Annotated in this window: 13 protein-coding genes; 5 read left to right on the top strand and 8 right to left on the bottom strand. The window is 60.5% G+C overall.

The window, feature by feature from the left end; genetic code table 11:
* Positions 1–28 precede the first annotated feature (28 nt).
* Together CSE6_RS16675 and phbB are read left to right on the top strand one after the other, a co-directional pair.
* Positions 29–1,210: an acetyl-CoA C-acetyltransferase gene (locus CSE6_RS16675; RefSeq protein ID WP_003064978.1), complete on the top strand. Its 1,182-nt coding sequence runs from the start codon at positions 29–31 to the stop codon at positions 1,208–1,210.
* 260 nt (positions 1,211–1,470) lie between these two features.
* Positions 1,471–2,208, top strand: a complete 738-nt coding sequence (gene phbB / locus CSE6_RS16680) for an acetoacetyl-CoA reductase (protein WP_003064980.1) — start codon at positions 1,471–1,473, stop codon at positions 2,206–2,208.
* A gap of 427 nt (positions 2,209–2,635) precedes the next feature.
* On the opposite strand, the gene CSE6_RS26720 is transcribed toward phbB, so the two are convergent.
* Together CSE6_RS26720 and CSE6_RS16685 are read right to left on the bottom strand one after the other, a co-directional pair.
* Positions 2,636–2,758: a hypothetical protein gene (locus CSE6_RS26720; RefSeq protein WP_003064982.1), complete on the bottom strand. Its 123-nt coding sequence runs from the start codon at positions 2,756–2,758 to the stop codon at positions 2,636–2,638.
* Positions 2,759–2,936: 178 nt separating this feature from the next.
* Positions 2,937–4,985: an ABC-F family ATP-binding cassette domain-containing protein gene (locus CSE6_RS16685; RefSeq protein ID WP_059441030.1), complete on the bottom strand. Its 2,049-nt coding sequence runs from the start codon at positions 4,983–4,985 to the stop codon at positions 2,937–2,939.
* Positions 4,986–5,391: 406 nt separating this feature from the next.
* Between CSE6_RS16685 and CSE6_RS16690 the strand changes: the two genes are divergently transcribed.
* Entirely contained in the window at positions 5,392–6,252 is an 861-nt protein-coding gene (locus CSE6_RS16690; protein WP_059441031.1) for a ferritin-like domain-containing protein, read from the top strand.
* 181 nt (positions 6,253–6,433) lie between these two features.
* Complete coding sequence (locus tag CSE6_RS26145) at positions 6,434–6,583, top strand: hypothetical protein (RefSeq protein WP_156160284.1); 150 nt, start codon at positions 6,434–6,436, stop codon at positions 6,581–6,583.
* A 78-nt stretch (positions 6,584–6,661) separates the two neighbouring features.
* Here the strand turns inward: CSE6_RS26145 and prmB are convergent, their stop codons facing one another.
* The 5 genes from prmB to dapC all read right to left on the bottom strand — a co-directional run bounded on the left by prmB (position 6,662) and on the right by dapC (position 12,344).
* Positions 6,662–7,609 (bottom strand): 50S ribosomal protein L3 N(5)-glutamine methyltransferase, encoded by a 948-nt coding sequence (gene prmB / locus CSE6_RS16695; protein ID WP_059441032.1) that lies wholly within the window; start codon positions 7,607–7,609, stop codon positions 6,662–6,664.
* A 5-nt stretch (positions 7,610–7,614) separates the two neighbouring features.
* Positions 7,615–8,805, bottom strand: a complete 1,191-nt coding sequence (dapE, locus tag CSE6_RS16700; RefSeq protein WP_034390332.1) for a succinyl-diaminopimelate desuccinylase — start codon at positions 8,803–8,805, stop codon at positions 7,615–7,617.
* 50 nt (positions 8,806–8,855) lie between these two features.
* Positions 8,856–10,025 carry a PilT/PilU family type 4a pilus ATPase gene (locus CSE6_RS16705; protein ID WP_034355447.1) on the bottom strand — a complete coding sequence of 390 codons (1,170 nt, stop codon included), beginning with the start codon at positions 10,023–10,025 and terminating at the stop codon, positions 8,856–8,858.
* 198 nt (positions 10,026–10,223) lie between these two features.
* On the bottom strand, positions 10,224–11,057 hold the full coding sequence (dapD, locus tag CSE6_RS16710; protein WP_003065004.1) for a 2,3,4,5-tetrahydropyridine-2,6-dicarboxylate N-succinyltransferase: 834 nt from the start codon (positions 11,055–11,057) through the stop codon (positions 10,224–10,226).
* An 81-nt stretch (positions 11,058–11,138) separates the two neighbouring features.
* A complete protein-coding gene (gene dapC, locus CSE6_RS16715; protein WP_034390327.1) occupies positions 11,139–12,344 on the bottom strand; it encodes a succinyldiaminopimelate transaminase in 1,206 nt (401 codons plus the stop codon).
* A 189-nt stretch (positions 12,345–12,533) separates the two neighbouring features.
* Between dapC and CSE6_RS16720 the strand changes: the two genes are divergently transcribed.
* On the top strand, positions 12,534–14,027 hold the full coding sequence (locus CSE6_RS16720; protein ID WP_034390326.1) for a methyl-accepting chemotaxis protein: 1,494 nt from the start codon (positions 12,534–12,536) through the stop codon (positions 14,025–14,027).
* An 88-nt stretch (positions 14,028–14,115) separates the two neighbouring features.
* On the opposite strand, the gene rsxB is transcribed toward CSE6_RS16720, so the two are convergent.
* Positions 14,116–14,778 (bottom strand): electron transport complex subunit RsxB, encoded by a 663-nt coding sequence (gene rsxB, locus CSE6_RS16725; protein WP_193751137.1) that lies wholly within the window; start codon positions 14,776–14,778, stop codon positions 14,116–14,118.
* Between the last annotated feature and the right edge of the window lie 21 nt (positions 14,779–14,799).

Genomic DNA, 14,799 nt, shown 5'->3' on the forward strand with positions numbered 1-14,799 from the left:
GTAAGAAACCTAGAAAGGTTCGTCAGCAATGGAAGACATCGTTATCGTTTCCGCCGTGCGTACGGCGGTCGGCAAGTTCGGCGGCTCTCTGGCCAAGATTCCTGCAACCCAGCTGGGTGCGACCGTGATTTCCGAGGCTCTGGCTCGTGCCAAGGTGGGCAAGGACCAGGTCGGTGAAGTCATCATGGGTCAGGTGTTGACGGCCGCGGCCGGGCAGAATCCTGCGCGTCAGGCCATGATGGCGGCCGGCATTGCCAAGGAGACACCTGCGCTGACGATCAATGCCGTCTGCGGCTCCGGCCTTAAGGCCGTGATGCTGGCGGCTCAGGCCGTGGCAACGGGAGACAGCGAAATCGTGGTTGCCGGAGGCCAGGAAAACATGAGCCTGTCGCCCCATGCCGTGCCCAATTCGCGTGACGGCCAGCGTATGGGTGACTGGAAGATGGTGGACACCATGATCGTGGACGGTCTGTGGGATGTCTACAACCAATACCACATGGGCATCACTGCCGAGAACGTGGCCAAGGAAAAGAACGTCAGCCGCGCGCAGCAGGATGCGCTGGCGCTGGCCAGCCAGCAAAAGGCTGCGGCCGCGCAGGATGCTGGCAAGTTCAAGGACGAAATCGTTCCCGTGAGCATTCCCCAGCGCAAGGGTGACCCCATCGTGTTCGACAGTGACGAATACGTCAACCGCAAGACCAATGCCGATGTACTGGCCACCCTCAAGCCCGCTTTCGACAAGGCAGGTTCGGTGACGGCCGGCAATGCCTCGGGTCTGAACGACGGCGCCGCCGCCGTGGTGGTGATGACGGCGGCCAAGGCCAAGGCACTGGGCCTCAAGCCCCTGGCCAAGATCGTGTCTTATGCCACCAGCGGCCTGGCTCCAGAGGTCATGGGCCTGGGTCCTGTCTATGCCACGCGCAAGGCGCTGGATCGCGCCGGCTGGAAGGCTGCCGATGTGGACCTGTTCGAACTCAACGAAGCCTTTGCCGCACAGGCCTGCGCGGTGAATCAGGATCTGGGCATTGACACCGCCAAGGTCAACGTCAACGGCGGTGCCATCGCCATCGGTCACCCCATTGGTGCATCGGGCTGCCGCATTCTGGTGACGCTGCTGCATGAAATGCAGCGCAGCGGTGCCAAGAAGGGCCTGGCCGGCCTGTGCATCGGCGGTGGCATGGGTGTTGCTATGGCTGTGGAAGCCTGCTGAGGCTTCAGGATTGCAGACTGCTCCGGTGCTCCTGAAGGCCGGCGCAGTCTGGGAAGCCCGCTGATGCCAGCCTCCCATCGACCCTAGGGAAGATCACGAGGTAAACCACGGCGAAAGCGGGTTCATTCGGACCTACTCGATTGCATACTGGCATGGCCAGCGTGCAGGGTGTGTGGCGTTCAAAACGATAAGCAATTCCTCAGAATTCTTATCGTTGATAGTGTGATCGTGAAATAACCATTGATTGACAGGAGAGATGAATGGGTCAGAAAGTAGCGTACGTCACGGGGGGCATGGGCGGTATCGGTACCGCAATCTGCCAGCGTTTGCATAAGGATGGCTTCAAGGTGATCGCGGGTTGCGGACCATCGCGCGACTACCGCAAGTGGCTGGACGAGCAGGCGCAATTGGGTTACACGTTTTATGCCTCGGTTGGCAATGTGGGGGATTGGGAATCCACCGTCGAAGCCTTCAACCAGACCAAGGCAGAGCACGGCAACATCGATGTACTGGTGAACAACGCGGGTATCACCCGCGACCGCATGTTCGTCAAGATGACGCCGGACGACTGGAAGTCGGTCATCGAAACCAACCTCAACTCCATGTTCAACGTCACCAAGCAGGTGGTGGCAGACATGGTGGAAAAGGGCTGGGGCCGAATCATCAACATCAGCTCGGTCAACGGCGCCAAGGGACAGGCCGGACAGACCAACTACTCGGCTGCCAAGGCCGGCATGCATGGCTTCACCATGGCGCTGGCTCAAGAGTTGGCTGCCAAGGGTGTGACCGTGAATACAGTCAGCCCTGGTTACATCGGCACCGATATGGTCAAGGCAATTCGTCCCGACGTGCTCGAAAAGATCGTGGCGGGCGTACCCGTCAAGCGTCTGGGCGAGCCTGCGGAGATCGCCTCCATCATCTCCTGGCTGGCTTCGGAAGAGGGCAGCTATTCCACAGGTGCGGACTTTGCGGTCAACGGCGGCCTGCATATGCACTAAGCCTTTTCAGGCATTCGGCAAAAAGGAGCTCAGGCTCCTTTTTTCATGTCGCTGCTGCTTTTCCCTGCAGGCAAAGAGCGGGACGATGCCCAAATGACAAAACCCGCAGAGATCATTCATGCGGGTCTTGGGTTTCTGTGTCGCTTTGCAAAGCGACTGGTTGAGTGCAGGGCAGCAAGGCTGATGCTTCTTTGGCCTATCAGTGCCGACTGCCCGGGCACCTGGCTGCAACACACTGCGCTTTGGTCTGCACAGTGTTGCGCGGCGAGCGCTTAGCGCTTGCGATCGCGCTCGTCTTCGGGCCAGATGGACATGATGTTCGTGGTTTGCATTGGAATCTCTCCTGTATGTCTGTTTAACGTCTGACGGATTCAGCTCGTTGACAGCTTTTTGGAAATTTTTTACCTGTTCTTTTATCCAGTGATAATCAGGCTGCAAAGGCGGGGGCACGCTTGCGATCACGTTCGTCCCAGGGCCAAGCCATCAGAGACATAGCTGCTGCGGCCTGTGCGGGCTGGGCTTTGGCGGTGTCGGTAACAGTGGTGGTCATTGCAGTTCACTCCTTTGAGTGGTTCAACGCCTGGCCTGAACTGCAGGTTGACAAGAAGCTGAATCAACAGCGCAAGAAAATGCAACTCGCGTTTGCTGATGTTTTCAGCAGCCGGCATGCATGTTCAAAATGAAGAGCGCCCTGCCAAAGCTGGTCAATGGCAGGGCTTTTCCTGGGCTTAGCAGGTTTCGGTGGTCAGGGCTTCGATCTGCTCCGAAAGCTCCAGCCAGCGCTCTTCCAGTTGATCGATTTCAGCGTTGACGGCACTCAGCTGCTTGCCCGCTTCCACGATATCGCCACCGGATAGTCCGGGCGTGGCCAGCTTTTCCTCCAGCGCGCCGCGCTGGGCATTGAGCTTGGGCAGCGTCTTGTCGATCTGTTCCAGCTCTTTCTTGAAGGGCTTGGTCTTTTCGGCCAGTTGCTGGCGAGCTGCAGCGGCGAGGCGACGGGCTTCCTTGGGGTCAGCCACGGTGTCAGGGAATGATTCTGTTTTCAGAGCGTCCAGCGCTTTTGTAGAAGGGGCTTCAGGCGTAACTGGCTTGAGTTCTACCGGAGTTTGCACCGCTGGCGTGCTGTTGGCCTGCTGTTCGGCATTGCGTGCTTCTTCACGCAAGCGCTTGGACTCCTCCAGCAGATAACGCTGGTAGTCGTCCAGGTCGCCGTCGAACGGGCCGACAACGCCGCGGCCCACCATCCAGAAGTCTTCACATACGGCGCGAAGAAGGTGACGGTCGTGGGAGACCAGCATCACGGTGCCGTCGAAGTCGTTGAGCGCCATGGCCAGCGCTTCGCGCGTGGCCAGGTCCAGGTGGTTGGTAGGCTCGTCCAGCAGCAGCAGATTGGGGCGTTGCCAGACGATCATGGCCAGTACCAGACGGGCTTTTTCGCCACCGCTCATGCTGCCCACAGACTGCTTGACCATGTCGCCGCTGAAGTTGAAAGTGCCCAGCCAGTTGCGCAAGTCCTGTTCGCGGCTGGCGGCGGGTGCGGCAGCGCCGAGCTCCCTGGCCAGACGTGTCATGTGCTCCAGCGGGTTCTCACCGGGGCGCAGAACGTCCAGTTCCTGTTGGGCAAAGTAGCCGATATTGAGGCCCTTGCCTTCGGTGACGGTGCCGGCCAGCGCCTTCATCTCGCGGGCGATGGTCTTGACCAGGGTCGACTTGCCCTGGCCGTTGGCCCCGAGGATGCCGATGCGCTGGCCTGCCAGCACGGAGCGGTTGACGCCCCGCAAGATGGTGGTCTGCCTGCCGTCTTCGTCCTCATAGCCGAAGCTGGCATCGGTAATCGCCAGCATGGGGTTGGGCAGATTGGCGGGTTCCTTGAATTCGAAGGTGAACTCGGCTTCGGCCAGTACCGGCCCGACCTTTTCCATGCGCTCGAGCTGCTTGACCCGGCTTTGTGCCTGCTTGGCCTTGCTGGCCTTGGCCTTGAAGCGGTCGATGAACTTCTGCAGATGGGCCATTTTTTCCTGCTGCTTGGCGAAGCTGGCCGCCTGCAGCTCCAGCTGCTGGGCACGCAGTTCTTCAAAGCGCGAGTAATTGCCGCCGTAGCGGTTGATCTGCCCGCCCTGGATCTGCAGTGTGACGTTGGTGATGGCGTCCAGGAATTCGCGGTCGTGGCTGATGACGATCATCGTGCCGCTATAGCGCTTGAGCCAGGCCTCCAGCCAGACCAGGGCATCCAGGTCCAAGTGGTTGGTGGGTTCGTCCAGAAGCAGCAGATCGCTGGGAGCCATCAGTGCACGGGCCAACTGCAGACGCATGCGCCAGCCGCCCGAGAAACTGTTGACGGGATGATCCAGCTCGGACACCTTGAAGCCCAGACCCAGAATCAGGGCTTGCGCGCGTGATTCAGCATCATGCGCACCTGCATCGGCCAGATCCACATAGGCCTGGGCGATTTCCATACCATCGCCTGAGGCTTCGGCGGCAGCCAACTGGGCGTTCAGTTCGGCCAGGCGCGTGTCGCCATCCAGAACAAACCGGGTGGCTGATTCGTCGGTTTCCGGCATGTGCTGGGCTACCTGTGCCATGCGCCACTGAGGAGGGATGAAGAAATCACCGCCGTCTTCGCTGATGCTGCCATTGAGCAGGGCGAACAGGCTGGACTTGCCTGCACCGTTACGGCCGACAAGGCCGACAGACTCTCCGGGGTTGATGGTGGTGCTGACTTGGTCGAGCAGGACTTTGGTGCCGCGGCGCAGCGTGATGTTCTTGAGACTGATCATGACTGGGGTCGATTATCCGCGAATGCCCTCAGGCTCAGGAGCTTGAGGGAATGAGCAGGGCGGTAGCGGTGCCCGGTTGTGGCAGGTCTGTCCGAGCTTTCATATGGCTTGAAGACCTATACGCTCCATCATCGTTTCGGTGAATTTCAGCTCATGTTCACGCGCTTGGGGCCTGGGTGCAGACTCCCGCACGGTGATGAAATAGCGGAGTCCGCGAAGATCCATGATCGCAACTCAAAAAATCAGCTTGAAGGTCGGTATGAAAGCCTGTAGAAGGCTATTTGAAGAATTGTTAGTCTCCTGTAATGTCGGTGTAATCTGACATGGCGTAAGGGCCAAATGTCGACAAGATGGCATATCTCTAAGTCTGAAGTCCGACAGATTAAGTATGTCGGTCCTACAACTGATGCAGCAAAACGTGTCCCTCTCTTCACCTTCAACCACCCCGAGCAGAAAAGGCTCTGCCCACTGGCGCATTGAAGACATTGACTTCTCTGCCATCGATCGCACTGCCATAGAGTACAACCAGGACCTGTTCTTCTTGCTGATGAGTGCCTCGTTCATCGAAACCGGCTCGGATACCTACGCGGCCAACTTGGCCGAGCATTACGCTGCCTGGCCCGAGATCGCGGTCTGGCTCAAGGATCAATGGGAGTCCGAAGAACTGCAGCACGGACGCGCGCTACGGGCCTATGTGGAAGCCGTGTGGCCGGAGTTTCCCTGGCAGCAAGCCTACGACAGCTTTTTTGCCGAATATTCGCAGCTGTGCACCATGGAGGAGCTCTACCCCGACCCGCGCCTGGAAATGGTGGCGCGCTGTGTGGTGGAGACAGGCACCACGGCCTACTATCACACCTTGCGCGAACTCAGCGATGAGCCGGTTCTGAGCGAGTTGCTGGGCAATATCCGCAACGACGAGGTCAACCACTTCAAGCATTTCCTCAAGTACTTCAAGGAGCTGCAGCAGCAGGCGCCTGTGGGCCGCACGCGCATTGCCAAGGCACTGTATGGTCGTCTCAAGGAGTTGAGAGAGAGCGATTCGGATATCGCGCTGCGTCATGTCTGGGCGCACAAGGGTCCTTATTTCTCCGATAGCAGCACTCGCTTCGAAGACATGGCCCAGCGCATTTACGAGCTGGTCAGCCGTCGCCTGCCTGCCGATCTTGCCGTGCGCATGCTGCTCAAGCCCATGCTGCTGCCAGCTCGCGTGGAAGGCATGATACGCACACCCATCTCCAAGCTGGCGACACGCATGATGTCGTACTGAGTCTTGTAGCCGCAAACGAGCCCGGCTGGCTCCAGTCGTCCGGGCATTCGATTTCCATGACAGGCACCGATCTCACGACCGGAGGAGTGGCCCAGCGTGCAGGCGAGAGCGTGCGCACCTTGTATCACTACGACAGCATTGGTCTGCTGAACCGTGGCATGCATCCAGCACGCCGCAGGGCATGGCAGAGCTGCTGGGCGCGGCGGGCTTCGAGATGGAAGAGGATCTGGGGCCTGCGCAGCTCAATGCCCGCTTCTTTGCAGGCAGGCGCGATGGTCTGCAGATTGCGGGCGGCGGTTTTCGCTATCCGAGCGCGGTCAAGCGTGCTTGAGCGCTTGTTCAAAGACCTGCATAGAGAAAAAGGCACAAGGCTTTGAGCAGCCTGTGCCTTGGATACGGAACGAAGAACTTACAGCTGCAAGGCGGCGGTATTGCCCTCGGACCAGTGGCGCAGCGCCTCTTCGGTAATCAGCAGCACCTGCTCGTCACCCGAGCTGGTGTCGAGCCAGAACACTGGCAGATCGGGGAAGGCGGCCTCGAAGTACGGCTTTTCATTGCCGATCTCCAGCACCACCACGGCGTCCTTGTTCAGGCGCGCTGGCAAGTCCTCGAGCAGTCGGCGGATGAAGTCCATGCCGTCGGTACCGCCGGCCAGGGCCAGCTCGGGCTCGGCCTGGTACTCGGCAGGCAGCTTGCCCATGCTGTCGGAGTTCACGTAGGGCGGGTTGCAAAGTACCAGATCCCAGGGGCCAGGCACCTGGCTCATGCCGTTGCTTTCCAGCAGCGTCACGCGATCCTGCAGCCCGTGCTTGTCCACATTGATGCGGGCGACGGCCAGGGCATCGGTCGATATATCGGCACCGGTCACCCGGACTTCGGGATAGGCCATGGCGGCAAGGCAGGCCAGGGAGCCGTTGCCAGTGCACAGGTCGAGCACCTGCACGGTCTTGTCGGACAGCCAACCGTCGATGCTGCCGTCGGCCAGCAACTCAGCGATGAAGCTGCGCGGCACGATGGAGCGTTCGTCGATGTAGAAGGGCACACCCACCAGCCAGGCCTCGTTCGTCAGATAGGCTGCGGGCTTGCGGCTGCGGATACGTTCTTCAAAAAGAGTAGCTGTCTGCGCTTGTGCATCAAGAGATACAGGCTGATTTGCTATAGATTCCGGAGCGCCGGGCGTGAGTTCGCTGTCCAGGGGCAGGCCCAGCTTCCAGAGCACCAGCCAGGCCGCTTCGTCTTCGGCCGTGGCCGTGCCGTGGCCAAAAGCCACGCCGGCAGCGGTGAGCGCCTGGGTGCCGCTGGCAATCAGTTCGGCAACGGTGTTGCCGGAGATCAGGGTTGTGCTGGTAGTACTCATGCGGTCTAGGGTGCGGTCTGCTGGCGCTGGAGTTGTTCCAGAGTCTTGCGGTAGATGTTTTTCAGGGGCTCGATATCGGCTACGGCGATGTGTTCGTCGATCTTGTGGATGCTGGCATTGGGCGGGCCCATCTCGATAACCTGAGGGCAGATCTGGGCGATGAAGCGGCCATCGCTGGTGCCGCCCGTGGTGGACAGCTCGGTATCCAGTCCGGTTTCATCCTTGATGGCGGCCTGCACGGCCTGCACCAGGGTGCCCGGTGTGGTCAGAAAAGGTTGTCCGCCCACGGTCCAGACCAGCGAGTATTCGACGCCATGGCGGTCCAGGATTTCATGTACGCGCTTTTGCAGGGAGTCGGAACTGGACTCGGTGCAGAAGCGGAAATTGAAGTCGATCACCACGTGACCGGGAATGACGTTGCTGGCGCCCGTGCCGCCATGGATATTGCTGATCTGCCAGCTGGTGGGCGGGAAGAACGCATTGCCGCGGTCCCAGACCGTGGCCGCGAGTTCTGCGAGTGCGGGCAAGGCCTCGTGAATGGGGTTGCGTGCCAGTTGCGGGTAGGCGATATGACCTTGCACGCCGTTGACGGTGAGCTTGCCGCTCATGGTGCCGCGGCGGCCGTTCTTGATCATGTCGCCGGTCTGTTTGACCGAGGTGGGCTCGCCCACGATGCACCAGTCCAGGCGCTCGCCACGCTGGCGCAGCTCTTCGACCACGACCTTGGTGCCGTCGATCGAGGGGCCTTCCTCGTCGCTGGTCAGCAGCAGGGCGATGTCGAAGGCAGGCTCGGGTGTGGTCTGCAAAAACTCCTCCAGCGCCACGACAAAGGCGGCGATGGAGGTCTTCATGTCGCTGGCACCACGGCCGTAGAGCTTGCCGTCGCGGTGCATGGGCACGAAAGGCGGGCTGGTCCATTCCTTGAGCGGGCCGGGTGGCACCACATCGGTATGGCCGGCAAAGACCAGCACAGGCCTATCTGAATTGATAGCACCTTGCGTAGACTGAGAAATCGCAGGAGCGCGCTTTGCCCACAGGTTTTGTACGCGGAAGTCTGCGGGGCCGCTGTCCAGCCGCTCGCAGGTAAATCCCATGGGTGTCAGGGCATCGGCGAGCAGCTCAAGGCAGCCAGCATCTTCGGGGGTGACGGAGGGCAGGCTGATGAGCTGCTCGGTCAGTTGCAGTGTCCGGGACATGGAGGGGGCTTCAAACTAAAACAATGCCTATGCCGCCTTGGCTGGCGGCTTCAGGCGGTTCTGACATCCAGGGTGATTTCCGTGAAGGACGGCATATCGTCATCGCCGGGCAGAGTCACATCGGTGACGGCCGGGGCGTTGGCAGCAGTGGCCGCGTGGCTGACGTCATTATCCATGCGCCACATCAGATTGGTGGGCGAGTCGGCATAGGCCAGCGCTTCACTGCGCTCAATTGTGCCACTGCGCACCAGGGCTGCCAGTGCGTCCTCGAAGGTCTGCGAGCCTTCGGCCATGGATTTTTCCATGGCCTCCTTCACGCCACCGAAGTCGCCCTTGACGATCATGTCGCTGATGAGCTTGGTATTGAGCATGACTTCCACGGCCGGCACGCGGGTGCCGGTAACGGTACGGACCAGGCGCTGAGAGATCACGGCCTTGAGCGAGGCGGCCAGCTCGCCCAGCATGCTGGGGCGTACCTCCTCGGGGAAGAAGGACAGGATGCGATTGAGCGTGTGATAGCTGTTGTTGGCATGCAGGGTTGCCAGGCACAGATGGCCGGACTGGGCATAGGCCAGTGCGGCCGACATGGTCTCGCGGTCGCGGATTTCGCCGATCAGAATCACATCGGGTGCCTGACGCAGCGCATTCTTGAGTGCGGTTGCGAGGGTACTGGTATCGGTGCCGACCTCACGCTGGTTGACGATGGATTTCTTGTTGCGAAACTGGTATTCGATGGGATCTTCCACCGTGAGGATATGGCCAGTGAGCGTGTCGTTGCGCTCGTCGATCATGGTCGCCAGTGTCGTGCTCTTGCCCGAGCCCGTGGCGCCAACGACAAGCACCAGGCCGCGCTTTTCCATGACCAGTTCGCTGACAATGGACGGCAGGTTCAGGCTGTCGCGCGAGGGCACCTGCTGCGAGATGAAGCGCACGACAACTGCGTAGGAGCCACGCTGGCGCATGGCGCTGATACGAAAACGTCCTATGCCGCTCATGGGAATGGCCATGTTCAGCTCGCCCGTCTGTTTGAGCTCCTCTATGGCTTCCGGCTTGACGACTTCGGAGAGCAAGGCCAGCGGAGCTTCGACCGGCAACTCCTGATTGTTGATGGGGATGCAGATACCGTTGATCTTGATCAGCGCCGGCGCACGGGCGGAGAGATAGACGTCCGAAGCCTTTTTTTCGGACATCAGACGCAGAATTTTTTCCATGGTGCTCATTTTTTCTTCATCCTTTTTCGCTCAGCCTCTCTGTGCACGCATGTTAGCGTGTGTCAACTCGGTGCAGGTCGCGCTTGATGCGCAAAGCTGATTTCCAGCATGAAAAAAGCCTGCACGCTCGGGAGCGGGCAGGCTTGTGAGCGGGGGCGGCCATGGCGGTGTCTGCATCAAGGCAGAGCAAGCGTGGCCAAGCGCCCATCAGTCACGCAGCAGGTCGTTGATGCTGGTCTTGGAGCGGGTCTGTGCATCCACGCGCTTGACGATGATGGCGGCATACATGGAGTAGTCCTTGCCATCCTTGGTCTGCTTGGGGATGTTGCCGCTGACCACCACCGAGCCGCTGGGCACGCGGCCGTAGGTGATTTCGCCGGTTTCGCGGTTGAACAAGGGCGTGGACTGGCCGATGTACACGCCCATGCCCAGAACGGAATTCTCTTCCACGATCACGCCTTCTACGACTTCGGAGCGGGCGCCGATGAAGCAGTTGTCTTCAATGATGGTGGGGTTGGCTTGCAGGGGCTCAAGCACGCCGCCCAGGCCCACGCCGCCCGACAGGTGCACGTTCTTGCCTACTTGAGCGCAGGAGCCCACGGTGGCCCAGGTGTCGACCATGGTGCCTTCGTCCACATAGGCGCCGATGTTCACATAGGAAGGCATCAGGATCGCGCCCTTGGCGATGAAGGAGCCGCGACGGGCCACGGCAGGAGGTACCACGCGCACGCCGGTGGCGGCGATCTCGGCTTCGCTCATGCCTTCGAACTTGGTGGGAACCTTGTCGAAGAAGTTCAGGGCGCCACCGTTGATCAGGGCATTGTCCTTGAGACGGAAGGACAGCAGCACGGCCTTCTTGATCCACTGGTGCACGGTCCACTGGCCCACGCCTTCGCGGCTGGCCACGCGCAGCTTGCCGTCATTGAGTTCGGCAATCACGTGCTCCACGGCATCCACCACTTCCTTGGGGGCGGCGGAAGGCGAAATAGTGGCACGGTTGTCCCAGGCGTTGTCGATGATGGATTGCAGTTGTTGCGTCATGATGTTTTCGGTCAAGGATCGAAAGTTGAGGTGAATCGTTAAGTCATAAAGGCCTGCACCGGGCAGGCGCTGGGGTGGAAATCAGCGTATGCGCGACTCGATGAACCGGGCAATGCGCTGAGCTGCTTCCAGGCATTCTGCCGTCTCGGCCACCAGAGCCATGCGAATGCGGTTGGCTCCGGGGTTGAAGCCATGGGCCTCACGTGCCAGATAGCTTCCCGGCAAAACTGTCACACCTGTATGAATATACAGCTCCTTGGTGAATTGTGCATCATCCATGCCCAATTGCGGCGGAATGCCTGCCCAGAGGTAGAAGCTGGCATCGGGCAGCTTCACATCCATGACCCTGGACAGCACGGGTGTGACCTGGGCAAACTTCTCGCGGTAGAGACGGCGATTTTCCTGCACATGGACCTCGTCGCCCCAGGCGGCAATCGATGCCGTCTGCACCACGGGGCTCATGGCGCCGCCGTGATAGGTGCGGTAGAGCAGGAAGGACTTGAGCAGGGCCGCATCGCCTGCCACAAAGCCGCTGCGCAGTCCGGGCACATTGCTGCGTTTGGACAGGCTGGTGAACATCACCAGATTCTTGAAATCATGGCGACCGAGCTTTTGTGCCGCTTCCAGGCCGCCCAGCGGAGCTTCCTCCTGGAAGTAGATCTCGCTGTAGCACTCGTCGCTGGCAATCACAAAGCCATGCTTGTCGGACAGGGCGAACAGCTTCTCCCATTCGCCCAGCGGCATCACGGCGCCCGTGGGGTTGCCGGGAGAGCAGACAAAAATCATCTGCGTGTTCTGCCATACCTCCTCGGGCACGGCATCCCAGTTCACGGCGAAGTTGCGCGCGGCATCGCTGGCGGCGTAATAGGGGGTGGCCCCGGCCAGCAGCGTCGCACCTTCGTAGATTTGATAGAAGGGATTGGGGCAGATGACGCGCGCACCGGCTCGGGTGCTGTCCACCACCACCTGGGTAAAGGCAAACAGGGCTTCACGCGAGCCATTGACGGGCAGAACCTGGGTCGCTGCATCAAGCTCTATGCCGTAGCGCCGGTTGGCCCATTGCGCGCAGGCCTGGCGCAGCGCCGGCAGACCGGCTGTGGCGGGGTAAACGGACAGGCCCTGGAGTTCGCTGCTCAGTGCTTTTTCAATGAACGCCGGCGTGGCATGGCGCGGCTCTCCGATGCCCAGGCTGATGGGGCGCAGGCCCTCGGGCGGCTGGGCAGAGGCAAACAGTTGGCGAAGGCGTTCAAACGGATAAGGCTGTAAGCGCGAGAGCAGGGGATTCATAGTGACACATTATGGGCTGATGCCATTTTCGCATGAGAAAACAGTGCTCATGGTTTCGATTTTGCGGGTTTGCAGGCACCGTAAATTGCAATTTGTTACGTAAGCTGGATGACAGAGCAAAGGGCTACCGTGAGCAGGCTGCAAGCTCAGCAAACGAAGTCGACCACAAAAAACGAATGGAGACAGGCAATGCAAAAGCGCATCTTGCCCGACAAAAAAAACCGCGTACGAATGAGGAATTCCGGACTGCTGTGGTCGGGGCTGCCATGGCTGCTGGCTGGGCCTGTTTTGCCCTTGCTGGGCCTGAGCGGAACATGGCAGCTGGGCTGGTTGCTGCTGTGGATCATGGGAGTGCTGTTGTGGGTCGGTGCTCTTCACAAGAGCTGGCAGCAGCAGTGGCAGGACATGCAGCTGGCTCTGGAAAGAGTCGCTCATGGAGACCTGAGTCTTGGCGTTGCCGGAGAGCCGCAACAAGGACTTTCCGCATCAAGCCTTACCAAGTCCATGGTACATGCGCTGTCGGCAATGGTGGCCGATGTTCGCAGCAACGCGGCCCTGGTTGCCCAGGCTGGACAGGGCATGGTCAAGGACCATCAGGCCTTGTCTGAACGAACCGAGATGCAGGCGAGCAATCTCGCGCAGACGGTGGTCAGTGTCGAGCAGCTCACCTCTGCGGTTGAGCACAATGCGGAAGTGAGCAAGGCAGCACATTCCCGCGCTGACGGCGTGTGCGCCGCTGCCGATCAGGGCGCCCAAGCCATGCAGCATGCGGTGCAGTCGGTGGAGCTGATAGAGCGCAATGCCGGGCGCATGCGGGAAATCATTGGCGTGATTGACGGCATTGCCTTCCAGACCAATATTCTTGCCTTGAACGCTGCGGTGGAGGCTGCCAGAGCCGGTGAACAGGGGCGTGGCTTTGCCGTGGTGGCCAGTGAGGTGCGGACGCTGGCGCAGCGGAGCGCCGAAGCCGCCAAGGAGATTCGGCAGTTGATCGGCGAGACCGTGCAGCAGGTCACCCAGAGCACGCAGCAGTTACGCAGTGCAGGCGAGGAGATCCAGGGCGTGACGCGGGCCATTCACGATGTGGTTGCCCATATGGGGACGCTTGCGGACACGGCCAGCAGCCAGAGCTCGGGTCTTCAGGAAATCAGCAATGCCGTGCGTCAGATCGACGAAATCACCCAGCACAACGCCCAGATGGTAGGTCAGGCGCTGCAGCAGGCGCAGGAGTTACAGCTGCGCGCCCGGCATCTGTCGGATGCGGTGTCGCGCTTCAGGCTGCAGCAGGGTACAGCCGAGGAGGCGGTGGCCCTGGTGAATGCGACCATGCGGCAAGCCAAAAGCTCGTCCAGTGTTGCCAGCCTGCTGCAGACCGTGACCGATCCTGCGCAGCCATTCCACGACCGCGACATGTATGTGTTTGCCTTGTCTTCTGAGGGGGAGTACCGGGCCTTTGGCGGCAATCCGGCCAAAGTGGGGCTGCGCGTTCAGGATGTGCCCGGCATCGACGGAGGTAGCCTGATGGCCGACATCATGGCCCAGGCCGAGCTTCGTCCGGGCTGGGTTGAATACGACTACATCAATCCCAGCAACCAGCAGGTGCAGACCAAGATGTCCTATGTCTGCAAGCATGCAGGCCTGTACTGGGGCTGCGGCGTCTACAAGAGCCTGGTCAGTGCCTAATGGAAGCCTGATGGGCACTTGTCGCCACTGATTTGTTGCGGCATTGAGAGCACAGGCTTTTTTTCAAGCGCCAGAGGCTGATTGGGTATCAGGCTCCTGCGCGCTGGGCTTTGGCCTTGGCCAGAATGGCGGCAAGCGTGGCTTTTTTGTCTGTGGCGGGCGCTGACGGTGTGTCGGCTTGAGCGCCAGCTTGTTCAGTTGCGGTTTGTGCCGTGGTGCGCACCGGCGCATTGGCCTTGCGGCCCGTGCGCTGCCGATGCACACCATAGCGGCGGCGGGCATGTTCGGCCTGGGCTGCGCTCCAGGCTGACCAGCCCGTGGCCTCGCCGCTGGCATTGACCAGCTCTATGCAATCGACCGGACAGACGGGAATGCACAGCTCGCAGCCCGTGCAATGCTCGGCAATCACGGTATGCATTCGCTTGTTAGCGCCGAGAATCGCATCGGTAGGGCAGGCCTTGATGCACAGCGTGCAGCCTATGCACCAGGCCTCGTCTATCACAGCCAGGGTGCGCGGTGCTTCCAGGCCGTTTTCGGCGTTGAGCGGCAACTCCGGCCTGCCAGTGATGGTCGCCAGACGGCGCACACCTTCCTGGCCGCCGGGCGGGCATTGATTGATGGCGGCTTCTCCGCTGGCAATGGCCTCGGCATAGGACGCGCAGTCGGGATAGCCGCAGCGCGTGCACTGTGTCTGGGGCAGGGCTGCATCGATGTTCGCAGCCAGTGCTTGAAGCGAAGAGGCTACGGGCATGGATGAGTTCATTCTGGTCTG

Origin of the sequence: Comamonas sp. E6 (genome assembly GCF_001010305.1) — a bacterium.
GTDB classification, from domain to species: Bacteria; Pseudomonadota; Gammaproteobacteria; order Burkholderiales; family Burkholderiaceae_C; genus Comamonas; species Comamonas thiooxydans.

What these genes read in the sequence shown, in the direction of transcription:
- CSE6_RS16675 (WP_003064978.1), top strand. Translation starts at nt 29, where the DNA reads ATGGAAGACATCGTTATCGTTTCCGCCGTGCGTACGGCGGTCGGCAAG.
- phbB (WP_003064980.1), top strand. Translation starts at nt 1,471, where the DNA reads ATGGGTCAGAAAGTAGCGTACGTCACGGGGGGCATGGGCGGTATCGGT.
- CSE6_RS26720 (WP_003064982.1), bottom strand. Translation starts at nt 2,758, where the DNA reads ATGACCACCACTGTTACCGACACCGCCAAAGCCCAGCCCGCACAGGCC.
- CSE6_RS16685 (WP_059441030.1), bottom strand. Translation starts at nt 4,985, where the DNA reads ATGATCAGTCTCAAGAACATCACGCTGCGCCGCGGCACCAAAGTCCTG.
- CSE6_RS16690 (WP_059441031.1), top strand. Translation starts at nt 5,392, where the DNA reads ATGCAGCAAAACGTGTCCCTCTCTTCACCTTCAACCACCCCGAGCAGA.
- CSE6_RS26145 (WP_156160284.1), top strand. Translation starts at nt 6,434, where the DNA reads ATGGCAGAGCTGCTGGGCGCGGCGGGCTTCGAGATGGAAGAGGATCTG.
- prmB (WP_059441032.1), bottom strand. Translation starts at nt 7,609, where the DNA reads ATGAGTACTACCAGCACAACCCTGATCTCCGGCAACACCGTTGCCGAA.
- dapE (WP_034390332.1), bottom strand. Translation starts at nt 8,805, where the DNA reads ATGTCCCGGACACTGCAACTGACCGAGCAGCTCATCAGCCTGCCCTCC.
- CSE6_RS16705 (WP_034355447.1), bottom strand. Translation starts at nt 10,025, where the DNA reads ATGAGCACCATGGAAAAAATTCTGCGTCTGATGTCCGAAAAAAAGGCT.
- dapD (WP_003065004.1), bottom strand. Translation starts at nt 11,057, where the DNA reads ATGACGCAACAACTGCAATCCATCATCGACAACGCCTGGGACAACCGT.
- dapC (WP_034390327.1), bottom strand. Translation starts at nt 12,344, where the DNA reads ATGAATCCCCTGCTCTCGCGCTTACAGCCTTATCCGTTTGAACGCCTT.
- CSE6_RS16720 (WP_034390326.1), top strand. Translation starts at nt 12,534, where the DNA reads ATGCAAAAGCGCATCTTGCCCGACAAAAAAAACCGCGTACGAATGAGG.
- rsxB (WP_193751137.1), bottom strand. Translation starts at nt 14,778, where the DNA reads ATGCCCGTAGCCTCTTCGCTTCAAGCACTGGCTGCGAACATCGATGCA.